This window comes from Bacillus sp. V59.32b, assembly GCF_003429085.1.
Classification (GTDB): Bacteria; Bacillota; Bacilli; order Bacillales; family DSM-1321; genus Peribacillus.
Window position 1 is genome coordinate 36,450 of sequence record NZ_QVTC01000029.1, and the last position, 20,025, is coordinate 56,474.

At 42.3% G+C, this 20,025-nt stretch carries 21 protein-coding genes; 10 read left to right on the forward strand and 11 right to left on the reverse strand.

Translation table 11 applies throughout. From position 1 onward, the window contains the following. Window positions 1–79 precede the first annotated feature (79 nt). On the forward strand, window positions 80–1,033 hold the full coding sequence (locus tag D0463_RS07765) for a carbon-nitrogen hydrolase family protein (protein ID WP_117306817.1): 954 nt from the start codon (window positions 80–82) through the stop codon (window positions 1,031–1,033). A gap of 247 nt (window positions 1,034–1,280) precedes the next feature. Here D0463_RS07765 and D0463_RS07770 read toward each other — a convergent pair whose 3' ends face one another. Together D0463_RS07770 and D0463_RS07775 are read right to left on the reverse strand one after the other, a co-directional pair. Further along, window positions 1,281–2,441, reverse strand: coding sequence for an aminotransferase (locus tag D0463_RS07770; RefSeq protein ID WP_117306819.1), 1,161 nt, complete (start codon window positions 2,439–2,441; stop codon window positions 1,281–1,283). After that, window positions 2,438–2,938: an Lrp/AsnC family transcriptional regulator gene (locus D0463_RS07775; RefSeq protein WP_117306821.1), complete on the reverse strand. Its 501-nt coding sequence runs from the start codon at window positions 2,936–2,938 to the stop codon at window positions 2,438–2,440. Before D0463_RS07775 ends, D0463_RS07770 begins: the two co-directional genes overlap by 4 nt. A 212-nt stretch (window positions 2,939–3,150) precedes the next feature. Between D0463_RS07775 and D0463_RS07780 the strand changes: the two genes are divergently transcribed. Next, a complete protein-coding gene (locus D0463_RS07780) occupies window positions 3,151–3,984 on the forward strand; it encodes an alpha/beta fold hydrolase (RefSeq protein WP_117306823.1) in 834 nt (277 codons plus the stop codon). A gap of 25 nt (window positions 3,985–4,009) precedes the next feature. Here D0463_RS07780 and D0463_RS07785 read toward each other — a convergent pair whose 3' ends face one another. After that, window positions 4,010–4,270, reverse strand: coding sequence for a DUF1871 family protein (locus tag D0463_RS07785; RefSeq protein ID WP_117306825.1), 261 nt, complete (start codon window positions 4,268–4,270; stop codon window positions 4,010–4,012). Window positions 4,271–4,354: 84 nt separating this feature from the next. Between D0463_RS07785 and D0463_RS07790 the strand changes: the two genes are divergently transcribed. Next, the gene (locus D0463_RS07790) at window positions 4,355–5,524 is read left to right on the forward strand and encodes a MalY/PatB family protein (RefSeq protein ID WP_117306827.1); all 1,170 of its coding nucleotides are present in this window, start codon (window positions 4,355–4,357) and stop codon (window positions 5,522–5,524) included. A 57-nt stretch (window positions 5,525–5,581) separates the two neighbouring features. On the opposite strand, the gene D0463_RS07795 is transcribed toward D0463_RS07790, so the two are convergent. After that, window positions 5,582–6,340, reverse strand: a complete 759-nt coding sequence (locus D0463_RS07795; RefSeq protein WP_117306829.1) for a TraR/DksA C4-type zinc finger protein — start codon at window positions 6,338–6,340, stop codon at window positions 5,582–5,584. A gap of 315 nt (window positions 6,341–6,655) precedes the next feature. Then, window positions 6,656–7,270 (reverse strand): PH domain-containing protein, encoded by a 615-nt coding sequence (locus tag D0463_RS07800; protein WP_117306900.1) that lies wholly within the window; start codon window positions 7,268–7,270, stop codon window positions 6,656–6,658. Window positions 7,271–7,385: 115 nt separating this feature from the next. Between D0463_RS07800 and D0463_RS07805 the strand changes: the two genes are divergently transcribed. Further along, entirely contained in the window at window positions 7,386–8,183 is a 798-nt protein-coding gene (locus D0463_RS07805; protein ID WP_174234299.1) for a DUF817 domain-containing protein, read from the forward strand. Between the two features lie 78 nt (window positions 8,184–8,261). Here the strand turns inward: D0463_RS07805 and D0463_RS07810 are convergent, their stop codons facing one another. The 4 genes from D0463_RS07810 to D0463_RS19680 all read right to left on the reverse strand — a co-directional run bounded on the left by D0463_RS07810 (window position 8,262) and on the right by D0463_RS19680 (window position 10,573). Then, window positions 8,262–8,726, reverse strand: coding sequence for a DUF2691 family protein (locus D0463_RS07810; protein WP_117306831.1), 465 nt, complete (start codon window positions 8,724–8,726; stop codon window positions 8,262–8,264). Between the two features lie 189 nt (window positions 8,727–8,915). Continuing rightward, window positions 8,916–9,137, reverse strand: a complete 222-nt coding sequence (locus D0463_RS07815) for a hypothetical protein (protein WP_117306833.1) — start codon at window positions 9,135–9,137, stop codon at window positions 8,916–8,918. Window positions 9,138–9,258: 121 nt separating this feature from the next. Continuing rightward, entirely contained in the window at window positions 9,259–9,849 is a 591-nt protein-coding gene (locus D0463_RS07820; RefSeq protein ID WP_117306834.1) for a peptidylprolyl isomerase, read from the reverse strand. Between the two features lie 169 nt (window positions 9,850–10,018). After that, entirely contained in the window at window positions 10,019–10,573 is a 555-nt protein-coding gene (locus D0463_RS19680) for a hypothetical protein (RefSeq protein WP_216824890.1), read from the reverse strand. A gap of 218 nt (window positions 10,574–10,791) precedes the next feature. Between D0463_RS19680 and kapB the strand changes: the two genes are divergently transcribed. Next, complete coding sequence (kapB, locus tag D0463_RS07830; RefSeq protein ID WP_117306835.1) at window positions 10,792–11,178, forward strand: kinase-associated lipoprotein KapB; 387 nt, start codon at window positions 10,792–10,794, stop codon at window positions 11,176–11,178. Between the two features lie 236 nt (window positions 11,179–11,414). Here the strand turns inward: kapB and kapD are convergent, their stop codons facing one another. After that, window positions 11,415–12,038 (reverse strand): 3'-5' exonuclease KapD, encoded by a 624-nt coding sequence (kapD, locus tag D0463_RS07840; protein WP_117306838.1) that lies wholly within the window; start codon window positions 12,036–12,038, stop codon window positions 11,415–11,417. A 326-nt stretch (window positions 12,039–12,364) separates the two neighbouring features. Here kapD and D0463_RS07845 point away from each other — a divergent pair, with 326 nt between their 5' ends. Beyond that, window positions 12,365–14,224, forward strand: coding sequence for a transglycosylase domain-containing protein (locus D0463_RS07845; protein WP_117306839.1), 1,860 nt, complete (start codon window positions 12,365–12,367; stop codon window positions 14,222–14,224). A gap of 60 nt (window positions 14,225–14,284) precedes the next feature. On the opposite strand, the gene D0463_RS07850 is transcribed toward D0463_RS07845, so the two are convergent. Then, window positions 14,285–14,842 (reverse strand): DUF5366 family protein, encoded by a 558-nt coding sequence (locus tag D0463_RS07850; protein WP_117306840.1) that lies wholly within the window; start codon window positions 14,840–14,842, stop codon window positions 14,285–14,287. Window positions 14,843–15,367: 525 nt separating this feature from the next. Here D0463_RS07850 and D0463_RS07855 point away from each other — a divergent pair. Genes D0463_RS07855 through D0463_RS07870 form a run of 4 tightly spaced genes read left to right on the forward strand, consistent with a single transcriptional unit; the run spans window position 15,368 to window position 20,021 of the window. Beyond that, window positions 15,368–17,782 (forward strand): Na+/H+ antiporter subunit A, encoded by a 2,415-nt coding sequence (locus D0463_RS07855; RefSeq protein WP_117306842.1) that lies wholly within the window; start codon window positions 15,368–15,370, stop codon window positions 17,780–17,782. Then, window positions 17,769–18,191 (forward strand): Na(+)/H(+) antiporter subunit B, encoded by a 423-nt coding sequence (locus D0463_RS07860; protein ID WP_117306843.1) that lies wholly within the window; start codon window positions 17,769–17,771, stop codon window positions 18,189–18,191. The genes D0463_RS07855 and D0463_RS07860 overlap by 14 nt, the downstream gene beginning before the upstream one ends. After that, on the forward strand, window positions 18,191–18,532 hold the full coding sequence (locus tag D0463_RS07865; protein ID WP_117306845.1) for a Na(+)/H(+) antiporter subunit C: 342 nt from the start codon (window positions 18,191–18,193) through the stop codon (window positions 18,530–18,532). Before D0463_RS07860 ends, D0463_RS07865 begins: the two co-directional genes overlap by 1 nt. Further along, a complete protein-coding gene (locus D0463_RS07870) occupies window positions 18,525–20,021 on the forward strand; it encodes a Na+/H+ antiporter subunit D (protein ID WP_117306847.1) in 1,497 nt (498 codons plus the stop codon). The genes D0463_RS07865 and D0463_RS07870 overlap by 8 nt, the downstream gene beginning before the upstream one ends. The last annotated feature ends 4 nt before the right edge of the window (window positions 20,022–20,025 follow it).

Here is a 20,025-nt window from a genome sequence, read left to right on the forward strand (position 1 = left end):
TTGCATTGTAAACGAATTTTATATAAAATAAACATAATAGACTAAATATTTAGAAAATAATAAGGGAAGGTCGATGACTATGACAGCCATTCATGTTCCGGAAGTTAAAGTAGCTGCAATCCAACTTCAGCCTGTGCTTGGAGATGTGAATACTAATTTGTTAATGTGCGAAAAACTCGCAGACGAAGCAGCAGCAAAGGGTGCGAAATGGATTATTCTCCCTGAATTTTTTACGACGGGAATGGGCTTTGACGAGCGAATCGCTAGTACAGCGTTGCCTCTGGCAGGTAAAGCCTCGACTCTTTTGATCACGCTGGCAAAACGGCATCACGCGTTTGTTGGAGGGTCTTTTTTATGCCGCGACAGCGACGGACATGTTCGTAATGCATTTCTGCTTGCTTCTCCCGAAGGAGTAATCCTTGGGAGGCATGACAAAGATTTGCCTACGATGTGGGAAAACTGTTATTATGTCGGCGGCGAAGACGACGGTATCATACATACTCCTGACATGACTGTCGGTTCTGCATTATGCTGGGAATTCATGCGTTCACAAACCGCTCACAGGGTTCGTGAAAAGGTGGATATGATTATTGGCGGAAGCTGTTGGTGGAGCGTTCCTTCGTGGTATCCTAAATCATTGACAAGCAAATGGGAAACGGAAAACGCTAAAACAGCGTTGGAAAGCGTTCGTTCATTCGCGACGCTCGTTGGTTCCCCCGTCGTTCACGCGTCACACTGCGGGCCAATTGAATGTCCGTTGCCTTGGATGCCTTTGCGTTATCGCGGCTATTACGAAGCAGGCGCCATGATCGTTGATCAAGAGGGAAGTGTTTTAGCGATTCGAAATCGCCATGATGGACCGGGTGTTGTTGTCGCGACTGTGGAACCCGGCAGACATCAGCCAAAGCGCGATATACCCGATCAATATTGGTTGTACAAGCGGGGACAGTTGCCAGCATTTTCCTGGATGTTTCAACGATTGCATGGAAAGCGTTGGTACGCAAAACATATGGCAGGAGAGAAATCCGGATAACCTCTTTATTTCATGAAGAAAGACGTGTCGTGTAACACGTCTTGTAAAGTTTCATGTATAAAACATCAATAATTTGGCTAAAACAGGGATAAGACTTTCTCGGTAATCACAAAATGATTACCTGAAAAAACAATCGTAATCCGTTTTGATTGTTTTTCGAGTATTCCCCCTTTTTGAGCAGGATTCTAAAACCGGGTGCTTAATTATTTATTAAGCTCATCCGATACGGGATCTTGCTTTTTTTATTTCACTTATTTAGGAACCGCTCAATTCTTCTGACAGCCTCTTGCAATTGTTCCATCGAAGAAGCATAGGAACAGCGAATGTGTCCTTCTCCGCTGTCCCCGAATACATCACCTGGCACAACAGCAACCCGTTCCTCAAGCAGCAATCGCTCTGCGAATGCTTGAGAGCTTAATCCGGTTCCCGCGATAGAAGGAAAGGCATAGAAGGCTCCGCCGGGATTATGGCATTCCAAGCCGATTTCATTAAAAGACTTAACGATATAATTTCGTCTTCTTCGATAACTCGTCCGCATTTCATCCACATCCGCCATTCCATTTTTCAATGCTTCCAAGGCGGCATATTGGGCCATTGTTGAAGCACACATCATCGCATATTGATGGATTTTCAGCATGGCTTCGGAAATTTCCAAAGGCGCGCAAACAAAGCCAAGACGCCATCCGGTCATCGCAAATCCTTTTGAAAAACCGTTGATTAATATCGTCCTTTCCATCATGCCATCGATGGCTGCAATCGAAGTGAATGCTTCGTCATAGGCGAGCTCGGCATATATTTCATCCGCGATCACAAGTAAGTCATGCTTATTAATGATTTGCGCGAGGTTTATTAATTCTTCTTTTCCAAGCTGGGTGCCTGTCGGATTGTTAGGCGAACAAATCATGACCGCTTTCGTGTTCGGAGTTATCGCGGCTTCAAGCTCCGCCGGCATCAGCTTAAAATCGTTTTCCTTTGCAGTCTGAATCGTTTTTGGGATTCCGCCGGCCATGGTCACAAGCGGCGCATAGGATACGAAGCATGGCTCTACCACCAGAACTTCTTCTCCGGGATTGACTATTGCACGCAAGGCAATATCTATTGCCTGGCTAGCTCCGACCGTTACAATAATTTGGTTTTCCGGATTATAGGATACGCGAAACGCCTTTTCCATGTACCGGGCAATTTCCATCCTGAGCTCCATTAAACCTGCGTTGGCTGTGTAGGAAGTACGTCCTTCTTCTAACGATGCAATCGCAGCTTCTCTTACAGACCAGGACGTTACAAAATCAGGTTCGCCGACTCCGAGAGACACGACTCCTTCCATATTTGCCGCAAGATCAAAAAAACGGCGTATTCCTGATGGTTTAAGGCTTGCTACCGTTTTCGAAACATAACTGGTTTTAATCATGGAGACACCACAATTCGCTTATCTTCTTCCACTTGTTCAAAGATTGTGCCGTCATGCTTATACTTTTTCAAGATAAAATGTGTCGTTGTCGAGATCACAGAATCAAGGGTAGACAGCTTTTCAGACACGAACTTGGCCACTTCATTCATCGAACGTCCCCTGACCACTACTGATAAATCATATACACCGGACATCAAGTATACTGATTCTACTTCTTTAAATCGGTAAACTCTTTGGGCCACCTCATCAAAGCCAACACCTCTTTTAGGGGTCACCTTCACATCGATCATTGCCGTTACACCTTCATAACCATCCACCTTCGCCCAGTTAATGACGGTCGCATAACGAACAATCACTCTCATATCCTCCAACTTTTTAAGTACCGTCTCAATTTCTTCCTTTGACAAATCGGTCATTTTCGCAAGATCACTATGGTCAATTCGACTATTCGTCTCGATTATACTTAGTACTTCCAGTTCTTTTTCATTTAAATTCATATGCTTCTCTCTCCCTGTTGAAACCATATTTATTAACTATCATCGCAATCCGCAAAATATACAGAATTATCAAACAAAAATAAACTCCAATCGAATTATAACAAATGTAACAAGCACTCCCAATAGGTAAAATCATTTTTTTTAAGAAAACTAGCATTAGACTGCTCACCTAATGGGTAAAATAGGAAAAACTTTCAGCGGGGTGACGGCAGATGAAAAAAGTTCGCCATATTAGAGGCAATGACATCTATTACGAGCAGCAAGTACTTTCGAAGGAAGCTCCTACGTTAGTCTTGCTTCATGGTTTTTTATCTTCTTCCTTTTGTTATCGAACGTTACTGCCAAGACTAAGCAGGGATTACAATGTGATTTCAATTGATATTCCGCCTTTTGGACATAGTGGCAAATCGAGGCGCTTTAGTTATTCTTATCAAAACCTGGCATTGACCCTGCTCGATTTCTTGGATGCAATTGGAATTAGCAAATGCACGCTCGTTGGCCATTCCATGGGCGGACAAATTTGTTTGTATATAATTAAAAACCGTCCCGGGCTGGCCAAAAACGCCGTTCTCCTGGCAAGCTCCGGCTATCTGCCAAAATCCAAGCGTCTATTAAGATACACAAGTTATATTCCCTACTTCCCCAAAGTCGTTAAACGGTGGCTTGAGAAAACAGGGGTAGAGGTGAATTTACGAAATGTCGTGTATAACAAAGAACTGATTGATGATGAAATGCGGGAGGGTTATCTGGAGCCATTTCTGAATGATAATATTTTCAAGGCATTGACACGGATGCTACGTGACCGTGAAGGCGATTTGCCGGAAAAGGACTTACAGGCAATCGAGACCAGCTGCCTTTTGCTATGGGGAAAGCATGACCGGGTCGTACCTTTAAGCATCGGAAGACGGCTCCATGCTGACTTGAAGAATTCGGAATTAATCGTTATCGAAGATGCGGGACATCTGATCCCCGAAGAAAAACCTGATGAGGTTTGCAAATATATCAAGGAGTTTCTCGTAAAAGAAAAGCTGATGCAAAAAGCATAATTTGCGCTTTTTGCATCAGCATAAATCATAAAGAGCAGCTTGCGTTATGTTTAATAAGCAGTAGCTTTTGCGAAATGGCTAGGCACTCTTTCATATCAATCTTTATTTCAAACGAAAATTCATAAATCCCTTGAATTTGGACTGCCAGTTCTTTCGGGTCATCCAGATCACTTACGGCCATAACGCAATCCGCGATTTCCGTTTCGTAAGCATCCCGGCCCCAGTCGATTGGGTCCCAGTCCTGTAAAGCCTGGACAAGCTCCATATTCATCTGCTGTCTATCCATCCGTAAATCACCTGCAATAATTATTTCAACCTGTTATCATTATAATATCATTATGAAAAAAAATAAAACGGCGGTGATCAGTTTATGGACAACAAGTTATTTGAAACCTTAATAGAGAGAAAAAACACCGGTGCAGTCAAGTGGGATTATCTCGGGGAGATATACGGAGCTCAGGACCTTCTGCCAATGTGGGTGGCAGATATGGATTTCCCTTCCCCAGAACCTGTCCAAGAGGCACTGATTGACAGAATCAAGCATCCGGTTTTTGGCTATACAGCACCATCCAAAACCATTAACGATACGATCCAGGCATGGATGAAAACAAGACATGGCTGGGATATTAAAAAATCATGGATCATGTTCAGCCAGGGAGTCGTGTCGGCGCTTGCTGTCACCATCCAGGCATTTACGGAACCGGGTGATAAGGTGATGCTGCAATCCCCAGTGTATACGCCTTTCTTTGACATGATCAAAAACAATGAACGCGAAGTAGTCAACAGCCAGCTGCAGATTACGGAAAACCGTTTTACAATAGACTTTACCGATTTCGAAGAAAAACTGAAAAGCGGGGTAAAGCTTTTTTTATTGTGCAATCCCCATAATCCTGGCGGTAGGATTTGGACAAAAGAGGAACTGGCGCAAATCGGTGAGCTCTGTATGAAATATGGAGTCATTATCATCTCAGACGAAATCCATGGCGATCTTTATCTGCCTGAATTTAAGCACATTCCGCTTGCCTCCATTGATAAAAGATATGCAAACATAACCGTTACACTTATGGCTCCGAGCAAAACATTTAATATAGCCGGATTGCAATCTTCATTAATGATCACAGAAAATATGGAATTCCAGAAAAAAATTAAAGCCGTCCAGGACCGGAATGCCTTTCACGGATTAAACCTTTTCGGATTGGCCGCGATGGAAGCGGCATACCGTGATGGGGAAGATTGGTTGAACGGATTGATGGCCTACTTAACAGAGAATGTTGAAATAACAAAGGATTTTATAAGCCGTGAGTTGCCGGAAATTGGCTTCATGTATCCGGAGGCCTCTTATTTAGTCTGGCTGGACTGCCGCAAATTAGGGCTCACTGATGAAGAATTGAAAAAAGCGCTGGTTGAAAAAGGGAAGCTGGCTCTGGAGCCAGGCACTAAGTACGGACCAGGCGGTGAAGGTTTTGTCCGCATGAATATCGGATGCCCGCGACCGATTCTGTTGGAAGGTTTACAGAGGCTGAAGAAGTCTTTTTCATAAGAGAAGCATGAAAAACGCGGAGAAAATTGTTGAAAGTTTCTCCGCGGTTTTTATTTCTTATTCGTCTTTTTCATCTTCTTCAACATATGGATCATGTTCATAAGCAGGCAAATCACCCAATATGCTCATAACGCCTTCTTCATCAAGCATTTTCTCATATTTTTCATGCTTCGGATAAATGGTTATATTCTTGCCTTCGATATCGACACCGACAAAATTTTCATAATCCTCTACATAGCCGATATTTTCTTCGCTCTCTTCATACCAATCATTGGGGTGATCCTTAGGTCTCGGCAAGTCTGACGGAGAACTCGAGGTGCCAAATGTCGCTACTTCCTGCCAGGTGTCTTCTGCATCCGTCACTACGTTCTCGTCTTCCTCATCCATATCGAACTTGCCGAACGGCGGCATAAGAACCCCTTCCTCGACCGGCCGATTGTGGGAGGTCTCATGGGAAGGCGTATGTTCAATACAATATAGGGTGGTTGGCAAGGCCTCTAGGCGAAGGGCAGGAATATCCTCTCCGCACACTTTACATTTCCCATATGTTCCCTCGTCCATAGCTTGAAGCGCTTTTTCATTATCCCTGATTTCATTTCGGTAATGTTCTAAAAGTGCGAGGTCCTTTTCCCTTTCAAACAACTCTGTGCCTTCATCCGCAGGATGATTATCATAGCTGGACAATTCAAAAGAAGAGTCGCGAAGAAGACTCTGCTTTAAATTGAGATCATTTGACTCGTGCAATCTATTTCTTAAATCTTCACTTGTTTGTTGCAATTGATTTTTCAACTCGGATAACTTTTGATCTGAGAGCATCTGCGCCAATCCTTTCCGGTTGCTAAACGTAATCCGATACGTACTACATTGCGATCGCTTTATGTTTAACGCTACTTCCCTTAGTATTTTCTATCTCCCCGCCTTTATTTCGGTATTTTTTTCCGACATAATTTATGGTCCGGACCCAAAAGATAAAAAGGCTTTATGCTGAGGGGTCAAATTAGGATTTTCACAAAGAAGACTTGAATAATTTAATCGTACCTGATAAGCCAGATCCTGCTGCAGCACAAGACATTCACGGCGGATGACTTACAATTATAGGACAATAAGAAGACAAGCAAAGCCTCTTATCGCTTAATTATTAATATATTTCTCGAATACATATCCGAAATCTTTTACATGATATTTCTTCCTGCTTTCCATAAACCAGTTGAAGGAAGCCTCGTTTATCTGTTTGAAGTTTTCAACCAGCTGGGCTTCAGGGGACTTTACCCGGCTTAATGTATTCGAAGCCAGGTCGATACTTTGATGCGCATAGTTTAATGAATACTCGTTTTCATGACAGATTTCAGTGATCTTGATTAAAGCTTTAAACAGGTCTTTAATCTCCTCGATGAATTTTTTATGCACATCAATGGAAAACGGAACAGAGCCGATGACGAATTTTATTTCCACATCCAAATCGACCGTCCCTGCCGTTTCAAGGGAAACATTAGAGAGTGTATGCTCACTATATCTATAGCGGCGAAGAGTGCGTTTTTTGCTCACTGCGCTCGTACCATCGAGATGGATCAACGCTTTGTTCGTAAAACAGTATTCATCCATCTTGGACTTTATTAAGAAATAAATTTTTTCACCGTCTTCATGCATGACATAATCATCCGCATCAACTTTGTCATAATCAGCAGGCTTGATTACACTTCCGATATCGCTCAAACCCAGCATATCCGCAGCTACTTTTTTAAACATCGAATCATTCCTCTCCATCCTATTATCAGAAAATATTTCCATATTCTCTTCTCATTCTATTTGCGCTAGTGTAGTGTTAGAGTAACTAAACTTAAATTTTCTGCAGGAGTATTTTATGAAATATATACACCATTTATTAATTTTCGGCTATCACCAGGCCATGTCCTGCCTTTTTCCTGTGATTATTTTTCTGACGCTGGCGGTTTCGAAGTTCATTCCGGGAGACTTTATCGCGCGCTATGACTTTATTCTGCTCGTCTGCCTGCTTTCCCAGCTTCTATTTTTGGTTACCAAACTGGAAACCTTTGATGAATTCAAAGTCATATGCCTATTCCATGTCATCGGCCTCGCTCTGGAATTATATAAGGTTCATATGGGATCCTGGGCTTATCCGGAGGAAGCATGGTCTAAGATAGCGGGAGTCCCTTTATACAGCGGATTTATGTACGCCAGTGTCGCCAGCTATATGTGCCAGGCATGGCGACGCATGGATTTGCAGCTGCTTAACTGGCCAAATACCTGGATGGTAACCCTCGTGGCTGCGGCGACTTACTTTAACTTTTTCACCCATCATTATACCTGGGACCTGCGCTGGGTTCTAAAAGCGGTAATCCTTCTGCTTTTCTTTAGAACGTTTGTGGCGTTCTCAATCCAAAGAACGACCTACAAGATGCCCCTTTCACTATCCTTTGTCTTGATCGGCTTTTTTATCTGGGTTGCGGAAAACATCGTCACTTTCTTTGGCGCCTGGCAATATCCAAACCAGCAAGCTGGATGGCAGCTCGTACATGTCAGCAAAATTAGCTCCTGGCTCCTGCTGGTCATTGTCAGTTTTCTGGCGGTCGCACTATTGAAACATGTGAAAAATAAGGAATTGACAGAAATGAAGGATAAAAACATTTCGTTCAAATGATGGGAGTTTTCATTTCAAATAATCAAACCTTTTACACAAGGATTGAAGACCTTCAACCACGAAGGTCTTTTTATGTTATTACCACACAGATAGCCTTGTTCTTGTATCATTTTCATCCGTAATATATTGCACCTCTTCAAATCCATAATCTTGTGCGTTCTTATAAAATAATTTGAGTTTTTCATTATCCTTGCAATAGATGGTTGAATGGGTGCTATCCACTACCAACAGAACAAGTTCACATTGGCTTTCAGTGAAATCTTCATAAGTTTCAATTTTCGAAATGTTACCTTTTGGATATGCTTGTAAGTCAGCGAAAATAATATAATACCTATTGTTTTCTAATAGGTTTTTAAGCTCCTTGTCTTCCATTACTTTTTTATCTGCAGAGAAAAGTTCTTCATCTAATTTATCATCGACCACTATATAGGACTCTCCGCTACCAATTCGCCAACTGTACTCAGTAGTATTAATTGGCTTTAGTACATCTCCAAGAAAGGTTCCGTATTCATTTGGAATCTCAAAACTGATGCCTCTCTTCATAAAATGTCACTCCTCCAATTTCACCTTCAATTTATTGAATAACATTCTTCTTAGACTTTTATATATTTCAATAGATGTAACGATAGGGCTTTCTATAATCATTTTACTCACTGTTTCTTTATCGCTGCAAAATATCCAGAGTAATTACATATAAAAACCGTGAATCTCATAACGAAATTCACGGTTTTCTTATTTTACAGACTCATGATTCGGCCCATTTCTTTTGTTGATTTCTTCTTCTAATTCCTTCGTTTTAAGCGCCTCTTTACGTGAGTATTTAATGATGAATCTCATTGTAAAAACGGCACCGATGAAGAAAATTGCGGAAGTTATTGCTGCCGGGATATATTCGCTTTTATCTTCAGGAAAGTAAAGAAAAAGTGCAAATACGGTGTTATAAAGAAAGTCCATTTCTTACATCCTTTCTAAAGTTCCCACGTTTATTTCATTCATTATAGCAATTATCCTCAGTGCTCTCCAGCTTATCATTCGAAAAAAAGAAACGAAAGCTCGCCTTCGTTTCTTCTTCTCTTTATATAACTTTGATTGATTGAATCACGACGTCTTCCATTGGTTTGTCTCCAGATCCCGTTTCTAAGCCGGCGATCTTGTCGACAATGTCCATGCCTTCCACAACGTGGCCAAAAACCGTATGCTTATGATCCAGCCAAGGGGTTCCGCCTTTTTCCATATAAGCAGTGATAATTTCATCCGGATAGCCCGCTTGTTTCATTTGCTCGCCCATTCTGCTGTCGACATGCTGTGCTTGAACAATGAAAAATTGGCTGCCGTTTGTGCCGGGCCCTGCATTCGCCATCGACAATGCGCCGCGCAGGTTAAACGCCTTCATCGAAAATTCGTCTTCAAACGGAGCGCCCCAAATGCTTTCTCCGCCCATGCCCGTTCCCTGTGGATCGCCGCCCTGGATCATGAAGTCTTTAATGATGCGGTGAAATATGACACCTTCATAATAGCCATTTTCGGCATGCGTAACGAAATTTTCTACCGTTTTTGGAGTTAATTCCGGAAATAGCTTAATCTTGATACTTCCCTGGTTTGTTTCCATGACAACTGCTTTTTCATTTTCCAGTACTTCTGTCGTTAATTGAGGAAAGTCTGTCATAATCGATTCACTTCTTTCTTCTTAATTTCCCTGAAATCTTGGCTTCTTCTATTAATTGCCTTCATTTGTCAACTTTACACGACTTTTTTTAAAAAAGCATATTTTTAGAAACCTCTATTGTTCTGCGAGTTCTTTTATTTTTGGCTCTGTTAAATTCCATTGTTGATTTTCAAATGGTCATGGAATCTACTCGCTTTCCGCGGACGAACTGGCAAGCCTCCTCACTCGTACCTCGCTGCGGGGTCTTGCCAGCCCGTTTTTCCGCAGGACGTTGATTCATCATCCTTGAATAGACACCGCACGAGAAAATGCGTATGCATTTTCGAGGAGTCTCGCAGATTCCCTTCCCAAAAACAACATTATCGTTTAACAGAGCCTTATTTTTTTGTAAGGCTTCTTCAGCAAATTCTACCGATGCCTCGAAATATTTTTCTCCATCAGGAAGCTTCCCAAAGTCACCGATTTCGATTGAGAGCAGAATATTTCCGTCATTACCAGATAAGCTGTAAGTATAGGCGATGTCTTCGGGAGCCAAAGGTCGTTCCCATCTTGAATTATAAAGGGAAATCCTAAGCAGGCTCTGCGGTTCCCATGTAATGACAGTCAATTTCGTATATTGACCGTCATCCAGACCCCATAAAATTTCACTGCCGATGTTTAAATCCACATTATAATCGTAATCTTCAGGCAAGTCGTCCCATTGCTTGATAAATGGAGGCTTCACTAAAACCCCCCATACCTTTGAAGCAGGTGAATGATGGTAATCTCGTCTTTCACAATTAGCTGATTATCCATTTTGTTTGCTCCATTATTTTACCCCCATATTATCATTATCTACATCTTCGTTCCAGCAATGGAAAAAGAAAATCTGCTGACTGTAAAAATCCATGCATCTTATGTATCATGGAGAGTAGAAATGTATTTGAAAGGGCGGGGAAAGACATGACGGAAGACAACTTTAAAGTTGGGGATAAAGTAACGGCGATTTATAAAACGGGAAAATATATCGGAGAGCTTACAGACATTCGTCCGAATGCCTATCTTGTTAAGGTTCTTGCCGTAGCAAAGCATCCGATGCAAGGAGATCTCCATAATCCTAAGCAGACGGATGTGACGATGTTTCACCAAAGGCGGGCTCTTGCTTACAGGGAACAGGCCAATATCCCGAAAAATATGGTTAAACATTATGAAGAGACAATCCCGGAATATAAGGCTTCACTAAAAGAGTCTTTGGACAAAATGAAGCAGCAGCTTTCTGAAGACAGTAAGGAATGGAACCAAAGAAGCCTGGAAATGCTCAATGAGCTGGAAACAGATTATTTTAAATAAAGGCTCTTTATATCGCGTTCTTAATATTATTTTCGTTCATTCGTTTGAAACCTTGGTTTCAAACGCCTTTCAGCAGAATGCTGAAAGGAAGCTCCCCAGCCATGAAAAGATGGGAGAAAGCTCGCTTTCTCTTTCTTTTCATGGCTGGGGAGCAAAGTGAACCAAAATCCAACAGAGATATGTAACTTCGCTTAATTAAATACTAAAAGCCAAATCAGTTGGAAGTGATTTGGCTTTTATAATGCAAGATTATCAAACACTTTTGATAAATCGATTCGGTCACCTATTGTCGTAGGCTGGTGATTTTTCATGTAGCTTTTATCCTTTTCTACCAGTTTAAAAATATTGTAAGTAGTCAGTGCGTCATCAAGGGCACGATGATGTTTCCCTGTGCCTTCTTTTCCATATGCCTGAACGGCTTTCCACAATCCAGTCTGGTTCTGATCACCGAAAAAGCGTTTATACTCCATCGATAAATCGATTTGCTTGCCGCGGAACGGGAACTCAACATTTGCTCTTTGGCAATTTTGGCGCAATACCTTCATATCCATGTTTCCCCAAGTAACAATCGAAGTAGGCTGCTTTTGGTCATATTTTTTCAATAAAGCAATTAGGTCTTTAAAAGGCATCCCGCTATCAACCTGTTCCTGTGAAATATTAAGGAAAGTTTTACAGCGGTCTGTAAGTTTAGAGAATTTAGACGGGATGACAAATGATGAAAATTGATCGATAATTTGCTCATTGATCACGGCCGCAAGTCCAACTTCAATAATTTCCGGATAAAAACCTTCTGGGTTCATCTTTCCTTCGGGCATGGTAAATTCAAAATCGATAAATAAATGCTGTTGTCCACCCTCCATATCCATGCCTCCTTTCCTTTTATATATAAAACGTTCAATTTTTAAATAATTATCCTTTTTTCTGCATCAGTATTCAAATATTATAACAGAAACTTCTGAATAATTTTTATCTTTTTTTGCATTTTATTCGGTATTTTTCTTAGCAACCCCTTTTTTCCTGTCAGGTTTTGGATTATTATGGGGAAGTAAATCGAGATTTTTCGACATAAATCGATCGACGGGCCTTTTAAGCGAAAAATTCCCGTGACGAAGATAGGGATTTCTGTACATTCCAAACTTCAAGCGGGTGCCGTCATAACAAAATATATTAGATTGGAAGTTGACTTATGCGCAAGTCTTTTGGCTATGTTGTTATCATCCTGCTCGTTCCTTTGCTTACGCTCTTAATCTTTCTGTCCTATCGGGAATGGACTTCCGCCGAGAGCTTCCACAAGGTGCTTGATACGAAAATATCAGGCGATGAAATTAAACTGCCGCAAACCAGTTTTGTGAGGGCTGCAGACGGCGCCGTCATTTCTGAAATAGCAGGACTTCAAAAGAGGATATATATTTCCGATAAAGATATTCCCTTATTTCTGAAGGATCTCTTTGTCACGATTGAAGACAGGCAGTTCTATCAGCATGCCGGAATCGACGCTGTCGCCATTAGCCGGGCCATCGTCGCAAACTCCCAGAGTGATTCGATTGAACAGGGCGGCAGCACGATCACCCAGCAGCTGGCCAGGAATGTATATCTTACACAGGAAAAAACCTATAATCGAAAATTGACTGAGCTCCTCTATTCCTATCAGCTGGAACGGACTCTGTCAAAGCCCGAAATCCTGGAATTGTATATCAACGCCATCTACTATCACAATGGGAATTACGGAATCGAATCGGCGGCTCAATTTTACTTTAGCAAGTCCGCGAAGAACCTTTCCAAGGCTGAGCTTGCTTTTCTTGCAGCGATTCCGAACAACCCGAACCTGTATAATCCTTTGAAAAACTATGACGCTACCAAGAAACGGCAGGAACGGATTCTTTCCCAAATGGTAGAACTGAACAAGCTGACAAAAGAAGAATATACTGAAATTGTCAAAGAACCAATTGTGTTAAATGTCAGGGAACAAAATAACTTGTACCCAGATTATACAGACTATGTGAAAAGTGAACTTAGAAGTCTAGTCGCCCATTCTGAAGGAATGATGGAAAGATTGCGCGACCCCGAGCCAAAAATTCGAGAAGAAGCTGCAGCTGAGCTTGATAATAAGGTAACCGACTTGTTGGAATCGGGTGTTACAATACACACGGCACTTGATACCGGGATACAGAGTCGTGCGAAACGTGCTGTTCAAAGCCGTTTATCTTCCACCAACGTGGAAGGTGCTGCAGTCGTCATACAGCATCATACGCACGAGCTTGTCTCTTTGATTGGGGGAACGAATTATAAAAAAAATTCTTTCAATCGCGCCTATCAAGGCTACCGCCAGCCGGGATCGGCCATTAAACCATTATTGGTCTATGCCCCTTATATTGAAGAAACGAACGCAAGTCTGCTGGAGGGTGTCAGTGGTGCCCGCTATTGCAAAAACGGATATTGCCCAAAAAATTACGACGGCAGTGTGTATGGAATGGTGACCATCAAAAAGGCCTTTGCCAATTCATATAATACACCGGCCCTAAGGCTTTTTGATAAAACCGGTATAAGAAAGAGCTTTAGCTATTTGGAAAAGTTTCAATTTAGTCAAGTGAACGAAGAGGATTATCATCTTTCCGCAGCAATTGGCGGGTTTACAAATGTGATCAGTCCGCTCGAACTGACTAATGCCTTTACTTCCTTTGAAGATGGCACCTATCTCCCTGCCCGCGCCATCCGCAAAGTGACCGGCAAGGATGGAAAAGTGCTCTATCAATGGAACGATAAACCGCAAACGGTATGGAAGCCAGAAACCGTAAAAAAAATGAGGGAATTGCTGCATGAAGTTACTTTAAACGGCACAGCCACAAGAGCCTACCTTCCCGGAGGATACATTGGCGGGAAAACGGGCACGACAAATGATGTTAAGGATATGTGGTTCGTAGGGCTCACAAATGACTATACAACGGGAGTATGGATCGGAAAGGACAAACCTGCAAGCATTGAGTATATTCAGCATACTTATCCGAATTTATCAATCTGGAAAGATATTAATAAAGATTTTAACTAAAAAAGCGGGAAGCAGTATTTGATTGACTATCAAACTGCTTCCCGCGTTATTTATTTTCCACTATAACGGCAAACTTGCCATCATGCTGTTGTAAAGCCTGATGGACGAATAAGCCACAACCAATATCATCCCCGACCAAACGAAAGTATCAAAAAAAATTAAGCCAATTAATCCTGAAGTCGTCAGGCTCGGACTTATTTTATACACGAGATAAATAAAAGCAATGACGGTCGTCCCTAAAAAAATAGCTGCTAAACCGAGAATCGAATTCACGCTAACCAAAGAAACCGCTCCGCCAATAAAATAAATCATCGCACCCATCCGGATATTTTTTAAATCTTCCCCCTCTGAGTCTTTTGAGAAAAACAAAAGGGAAAGTTCGATTATCGTATCTGAAATCAGCTTCAGGGCAGAGAATAGCATAAAGCAAATCAAAAACATGACAATTAACAAGGAAAGCTTGATCCCCGTCTCAGAAAAAAATTCAAGCATCCCATCGTAAATTCCAATATTCCTCAACAGGATCAAAACTTGCATCTGGCCGTATACCGCAAACGAAAGACTGAAAAGAACAATCGCAATTAACGGAAAGTAACCAATCAAATATGTATTTTTCATTATGTTTCTCCATCTCTATATCTAGTTCTCTTCCATTATGCAAAAAGATTCATCAATGTACAATGGTCTTTTAAATTTGGGAATAAAGAAAACTCGTCAATTGACGAGCCGTAAGGCGGAGATTAGACGTAGTTCCAGGATCATTGATGTCAAACTCGGGTGTAATCTCTTTTGGTCTGGACATGCGCGCCTAACAATAAGATACCGAATACCGATTGTAGTATAAGCTTATCATCATCCTCTCCATTAGCTTTAGAAAAAAGGCAGGAAGTTTATACGATTTTAATAAATTTTTCTGGGCGGATTTCGACTGGTTACTACCTATTTAATAACTCAGTTTCATTCAAAGGCTTGAGAAACCGATATGAAATGCACCGGCCTAAAAATTAGTTTATACTTTATAAGAAATCTCTTATTTGTTACCGAAAAAAACATGCATTTCGATACATAAATAAAACATGTGCACCTTTACATAATATAAAAGGACTTTTTGATGACTAGTTACTCACTAAGGAGGCTGAACCTATGTCAATGCTTCACTGGGCCGTCTTTTTCCCTTTTGTGGCTGCGCTTTTTGTACCGCTTATGTACAAGCGTTTCAGGTGGATTCATACCGGATGGTTTGTACTTATTATTCCTATCCTGCTGTTTATATACTTTTTCATATTCATCCCAAAGACAAGCAATGGGGAGCAGGTAATGGCAAGCCTCGCCTGGATCCCTTCGCTGGATGTGAATTTTGATGTTTATCTGGATGGCTTAAGTCTGTTATTTGTTCTTCTAATCACAGGCATCGGGGCACTCGTCATCTTGTATTCGATTTTTTATCTCGATAAGGATAAAGAAAAACTGCATAATTTTTATGTATATTTGCTAATTTTCATGGGTGCAATGCTTGGTTTGGTATTATCAGATAACCTGATTGTTTTGTATATGTTTTGGGAATTCACCAGTTTTTCTTCCTTCCTTTTGATCGGTTATTGGCATCATCGGGAGCGTTCCCGCTACGGTGCCCAAAAATCGATGCTGATCACCGTTTTGGGCGGGCTTAGTATGCTTGGGGGATCTGTGCTGTTGGCTTTCATGGGTGAAACCTTCAGCGTGCGTGAGCTTATTGGCAAGAGTGGAGAATTGACGGCCCATCCATTATTTAACGCCACCATCCTGCTTATACTGCTTGGGGCTTTCACAAAATCAGCACAATTTCCGTTCCATATCTGGCTACCCGATGCAATGGAGGCTCCTACGCCCGTCAGTGCTTATCTTCATTCGGCTACCATGGTAAAGGCAGGGATCTATCTTGTCGCAAGGTTAAGTCCTGTGTTTGCCGAATCCGGATTGTGGCTCTGGCTCATCGCCGGTTTCGGAATCGCTACTTTATTCTGGGGTTCATTTTCTGCAGTGAAGCAAACTGACTTAAAAGGGATACTCGCTTTTTCGACGATTAGCCAGCTCGGGATGATCATGTCACTATTAGGACTAGGGGCTGCTGCTCTCCACTATGAAACCATGAATGAAAATATATATATGGCCGCAACTGTCGCAGCCGTGTTTCATTTGATTAACCATGCTACCTTTAAGGGGAGCCTGTTCATGGCCGCAGGAATCATCGATCATGAAACAGGGACTCGTGATATCCGCAAACTGGGCGGGCTGATGAATTTTATGCCGATCACCTTCACGATTACTTTAATCGGTGCGCTGTCAATGGCAGGTGTACCCCCTTTTAACGGGTTTTTAAGCAAGGAAATGTTCTTTGCGGCTATGATCCTTGTAACGGAAATGGATTTATTTAATCTGGACACATGGGGTGTGTTGCTTCCGGTTATCGCCTGGACGGGCAGTATTTTTACATTCATCTACAGCTTGATTATTGCCTTTAAGCCATTTACAGGAGTTTTTCGGCCGGAAATGCTGGAGAAAAAACCACATGAAGCGCCGATTGGTATGTTGATACCCCCTGTTATCCTGGCTTCATTGGTGATAATATTCGGCCTTTTCCCAAACCTTCTGGCTTCGAGCATCCTTGAACCCGTCGTTGCGGCGATCCAACCCGGGCTAGCGAAAAATGAATTCCATGTTCACATCTCACCGTGGCATGGCTTTCAGCCAGAGTTATTCATGACCATCGGGGTCATCATTTTTGGGGTGCTTCTTTACCTCACATTGAACAAATGGAATAAAATCTACGGGATATTGCCGGATCGATTGTCTTTAAACAGCTTTTATGATTCGCTTCTTAAAGGAGGCGAAAAAGTCTTCATCTCGATAACAAAGCTGTTTATGACAGGCTATATCCGAACCTATCTCGTTTATATTTTTCTGTTTTTTATCGTTTCACTCGGATTTACGCTCTTCTGGAAAGATGCCTTTGCTTTTGATAGTGAAAACACTGCACCCATCGGGATCTATGAACTGATTCTGGCAACGATCATCGCTATAGGTGCCATTGCGATTCTTTTTGCAAAGTCCAGATTAACCTCAATCATCATCCTTGGGGCGGTAGGCTATATGGTATCCATTTTCTTTGTGTTATTCAGGGCCCCTGATCTTGCCCTTACCCAGCTGGTGATCGAGACGATATCCGTTGCTCTATTTCTGCTTTGCTTTTATCATTTGCCGAAGCTACCGAGCAGGAAGGAAGAGCGGATGACCTTCAAACTGAATAACGCACTTATCTCTATAGGTGTTGGTGTCATAGTTGCTTTAATCGCCTTATCATCGCACAGTAACAAATTGTTTGACTCCATTTCCGGCTACTATTTGGAGAACGCGTATAAGGAGGCTGGAGGCAAGAATATTGTTAACGTCATTCTGGTAGATTTCCGCGGCCTTGATACGATGTTTGAAATTACTGTGTTAGGAATTGCAGCCCTTGGCATTTTTGCGATGATTAAATTAAGGCTGACGAGGAGGAAGTTGACGGATGAAAACGAATGATCTGATCCTTCAAACCGTTACAAAAGTGGCATCCCCTGTTATCTTCCTTTTTTCTATCTATATATTTTTCGGGGGGCACTACTCACCCGGGGGAGGTTTTGTGGGAGGATTATTAGCTTCGGGGGCCATCGTTTTGCTGCTCCTGTCCTATGATATAAAAACGGTGGCAAATATCTTGCCGATTGATTACAAGCTGGTGGTGGCGATCGGACTTCTGATTGCAGCATTAACCGGGACCGGAGCGCTGGTCTTTGATGCTCCGTTTATGACCCATGCCTATCAGTATTTTGATTTGCCTATAATCGGTCACACGTCGTTACATACAGCAGTTCTATTTGATTTAGGCGTATATCTTGTCGTTATTGGAGTGACGATGACCATTATTCAAACGATTGGGGAGAGTGAATAATGGAAGTATTAATGGCAGTTGTAATTGGCATTTTATTCATGAGCGCTACGTACTTGATGCTTTCAAAAAGCATATTGCGCATTATTATTGGTACCGGATTACTTAGCCATGGCGCTCATTTGCTTATTTTAACGATGGGCGGATTGAAGCGAGGGACGGTTCCGCTGCTCGGGGAACAAGCTAAATCTTATGTCGATCCTTTGCCACAGGCGCTGATCTTAACGGCCATCGTAATCAGCTTTGGGGTTACTTCCTTCTTTCTTGTCCTCGCTTACAGGACATACCAAGAGCTTGGAACGGACAATATGGATCAATTGAGGGGAAAAGAAGCTAATGAATAATATCGTTTTCTTGCCTGTTTTGCTGCCGTTCTTAACAGGCATCATCCTGATTTTCTTTTCAAAAAAGATAAAAGCACAGCGGATTCTGTCCCTGCTTTCTGTAATTCTTGGAATCGTGATTTCTATTGTCCTGGTTCGGAATGTCCATCATCAAGGGATTATGGCACTCGAGGTAAGCAGCTGGGAGGCACCGTTTGGAATTGCCATGGTGGCGGACATGCTATCCAGCCTGCTTGTGCTTACGACAAGCATGGTCGGAATAGCGATTTTGGTTTATTCGTTTTATTCGATCGGTATTGAAAGAGAAAAATTCTTTTATTATCCGGTCTTTCAATTCCTGCTCGTTGGCATTAACGGGGCCTTTTTAACCGGGGATATCTTTAATCTGTTCGTATTCTTTGAAGTAATGCTGATGGCTTCATATGTCCTGCTGGTATTGGGCGGCACAAAGCCACAGCTTAGGGAATCGTTGAAGTATATTCTTGTGAATGTCATTTCGTCAGCACTTTTTGTCATTACCGTTGCCTATCTTTATTCCGTCGTGGGCACGCTGAATATGGCCGATATCAGCAGAAGGATTGCCGAAGCAGGACAGCCGGGCATCATTACAGTTATTGCTGTTTCCTTTTTGATTGTATTCGGCTTGAAAGGGGCGATTTTCCCTTTGTTTTATTGGCTGCCGGGTTCCTATTACGTTCCGCCCATCCCGGTGATTGCTCTCTTCGGAGCACTGCTGACCAAGGTCGGTCTCTATTCGATTATGCGCACCTATACGTTGCTTTTCTACCATGATCAGGGCTATACACACGAACTTCTTGGGATTCTTGCCATCCCAACGATTATCGTTGGTGTCATCGGGGCGGTTGGCTATTGGGATCTAAAGAAAATCATTATCTATAATATCGTGATTGCTGTGGGGGTTATCGCGTTCGGAATCTCTTTAATGAATGAACAAGGGTTGTCTGGTTCGATCTTTTATATGATTCATGACATCATCATCAAAGCAGCTTTGTTTCTTTTGATCGGGGTCATGATTAAGATAACGGGCACCAGCAACCTGCGTGAAATCAGCGGGTTGCTCAATTCCTATCCTTTCCTCGGCTGGACATTTTTTATCGCCGCCCTTTCGCTTGCCGGCATCCCGCCATTTTCCGGATTTACCGGTAAGCTGTTACTGCTGCGAGGAGCTGTAAGTGGAGGGGAATATGTTGGTTTTGCGGTGATTCTTCTTTCTAGTTTAATGATGCTCTACTCTGTCATGAAAATTTTCATCAATGGTTTTTGGGGGCCCCCCTCTCCCTCCCGGCCACGTCCATACGCGGATGCCGATCGTGTGCTAGTCAAACGGCTTTTGTTTCCGGCTGCTCTCCTTGTTGCGGTATCGATTGTCTACGGTGTTGCTGCGGAGGCGGTCTACCCATTCATTTCCCAAGCAACGGAGACGCTAATGCAGCCCGACATTTATATCAATGCGGTTTTAAAGGAGTAATTTT

Excerpts from the sequence above, each read along its gene's own strand:
- D0463_RS07765 (WP_117306817.1), top strand. The coding sequence starts at position 80 with ATGACAGCCATTCATGTTCCGGAAGTTAAAGTAGCTGCAATCCAACTT.
- D0463_RS07770 (WP_117306819.1), bottom strand. The coding sequence starts at position 2,441 with ATGATTAAAACCAGTTATGTTTCGAAAACGGTAGCAAGCCTTAAACCA.
- D0463_RS07775 (WP_117306821.1), bottom strand. The coding sequence starts at position 2,938 with ATGAATTTAAATGAAAAAGAACTGGAAGTACTAAGTATAATCGAGACG.
- D0463_RS07780 (WP_117306823.1), top strand. The coding sequence starts at position 3,151 with ATGAAAAAAGTTCGCCATATTAGAGGCAATGACATCTATTACGAGCAG.
- D0463_RS07785 (WP_117306825.1), bottom strand. The coding sequence starts at position 4,270 with ATGGATAGACAGCAGATGAATATGGAGCTTGTCCAGGCTTTACAGGAC.
- D0463_RS07790 (WP_117306827.1), top strand. The coding sequence starts at position 4,355 with ATGGACAACAAGTTATTTGAAACCTTAATAGAGAGAAAAAACACCGGT.
- D0463_RS07795 (WP_117306829.1), bottom strand. The coding sequence starts at position 6,340 with ATGCTCTCAGATCAAAAGTTATCCGAGTTGAAAAATCAATTGCAACAA.
- D0463_RS07800 (WP_117306900.1), bottom strand. The coding sequence starts at position 7,270 with ATGTTTAAAAAAGTAGCTGCGGATATGCTGGGTTTGAGCGATATCGGA.
- D0463_RS07805 (WP_174234299.1), top strand. The coding sequence starts at position 7,386 with ATGAAATATATACACCATTTATTAATTTTCGGCTATCACCAGGCCATG.
- D0463_RS07810 (WP_117306831.1), bottom strand. The coding sequence starts at position 8,726 with ATGAAGAGAGGCATCAGTTTTGAGATTCCAAATGAATACGGAACCTTT.
- D0463_RS07815 (WP_117306833.1), bottom strand. The coding sequence starts at position 9,137 with ATGGACTTTCTTTATAACACCGTATTTGCACTTTTTCTTTACTTTCCT.
- D0463_RS07820 (WP_117306834.1), bottom strand. The coding sequence starts at position 9,849 with ATGACAGACTTTCCTCAATTAACGACAGAAGTACTGGAAAATGAAAAA.
- kapB (WP_117306835.1), top strand. The coding sequence starts at position 10,792 with ATGACGGAAGACAACTTTAAAGTTGGGGATAAAGTAACGGCGATTTAT.
- kapD (WP_117306838.1), bottom strand. The coding sequence starts at position 12,038 with ATGGAGGGTGGACAACAGCATTTATTTATCGATTTTGAATTTACCATG.
- D0463_RS07845 (WP_117306839.1), top strand. The coding sequence starts at position 12,365 with ATGCGCAAGTCTTTTGGCTATGTTGTTATCATCCTGCTCGTTCCTTTG.
- D0463_RS07850 (WP_117306840.1), bottom strand. The coding sequence starts at position 14,842 with ATGAAAAATACATATTTGATTGGTTACTTTCCGTTAATTGCGATTGTT.
- D0463_RS07855 (WP_117306842.1), top strand. The coding sequence starts at position 15,368 with ATGTCAATGCTTCACTGGGCCGTCTTTTTCCCTTTTGTGGCTGCGCTT.
- D0463_RS07860 (WP_117306843.1), top strand. The coding sequence starts at position 17,769 with ATGAAAACGAATGATCTGATCCTTCAAACCGTTACAAAAGTGGCATCC.
- D0463_RS07865 (WP_117306845.1), top strand. The coding sequence starts at position 18,191 with ATGGAAGTATTAATGGCAGTTGTAATTGGCATTTTATTCATGAGCGCT.
- D0463_RS07870 (WP_117306847.1), top strand. The coding sequence starts at position 18,525 with ATGAATAATATCGTTTTCTTGCCTGTTTTGCTGCCGTTCTTAACAGGC.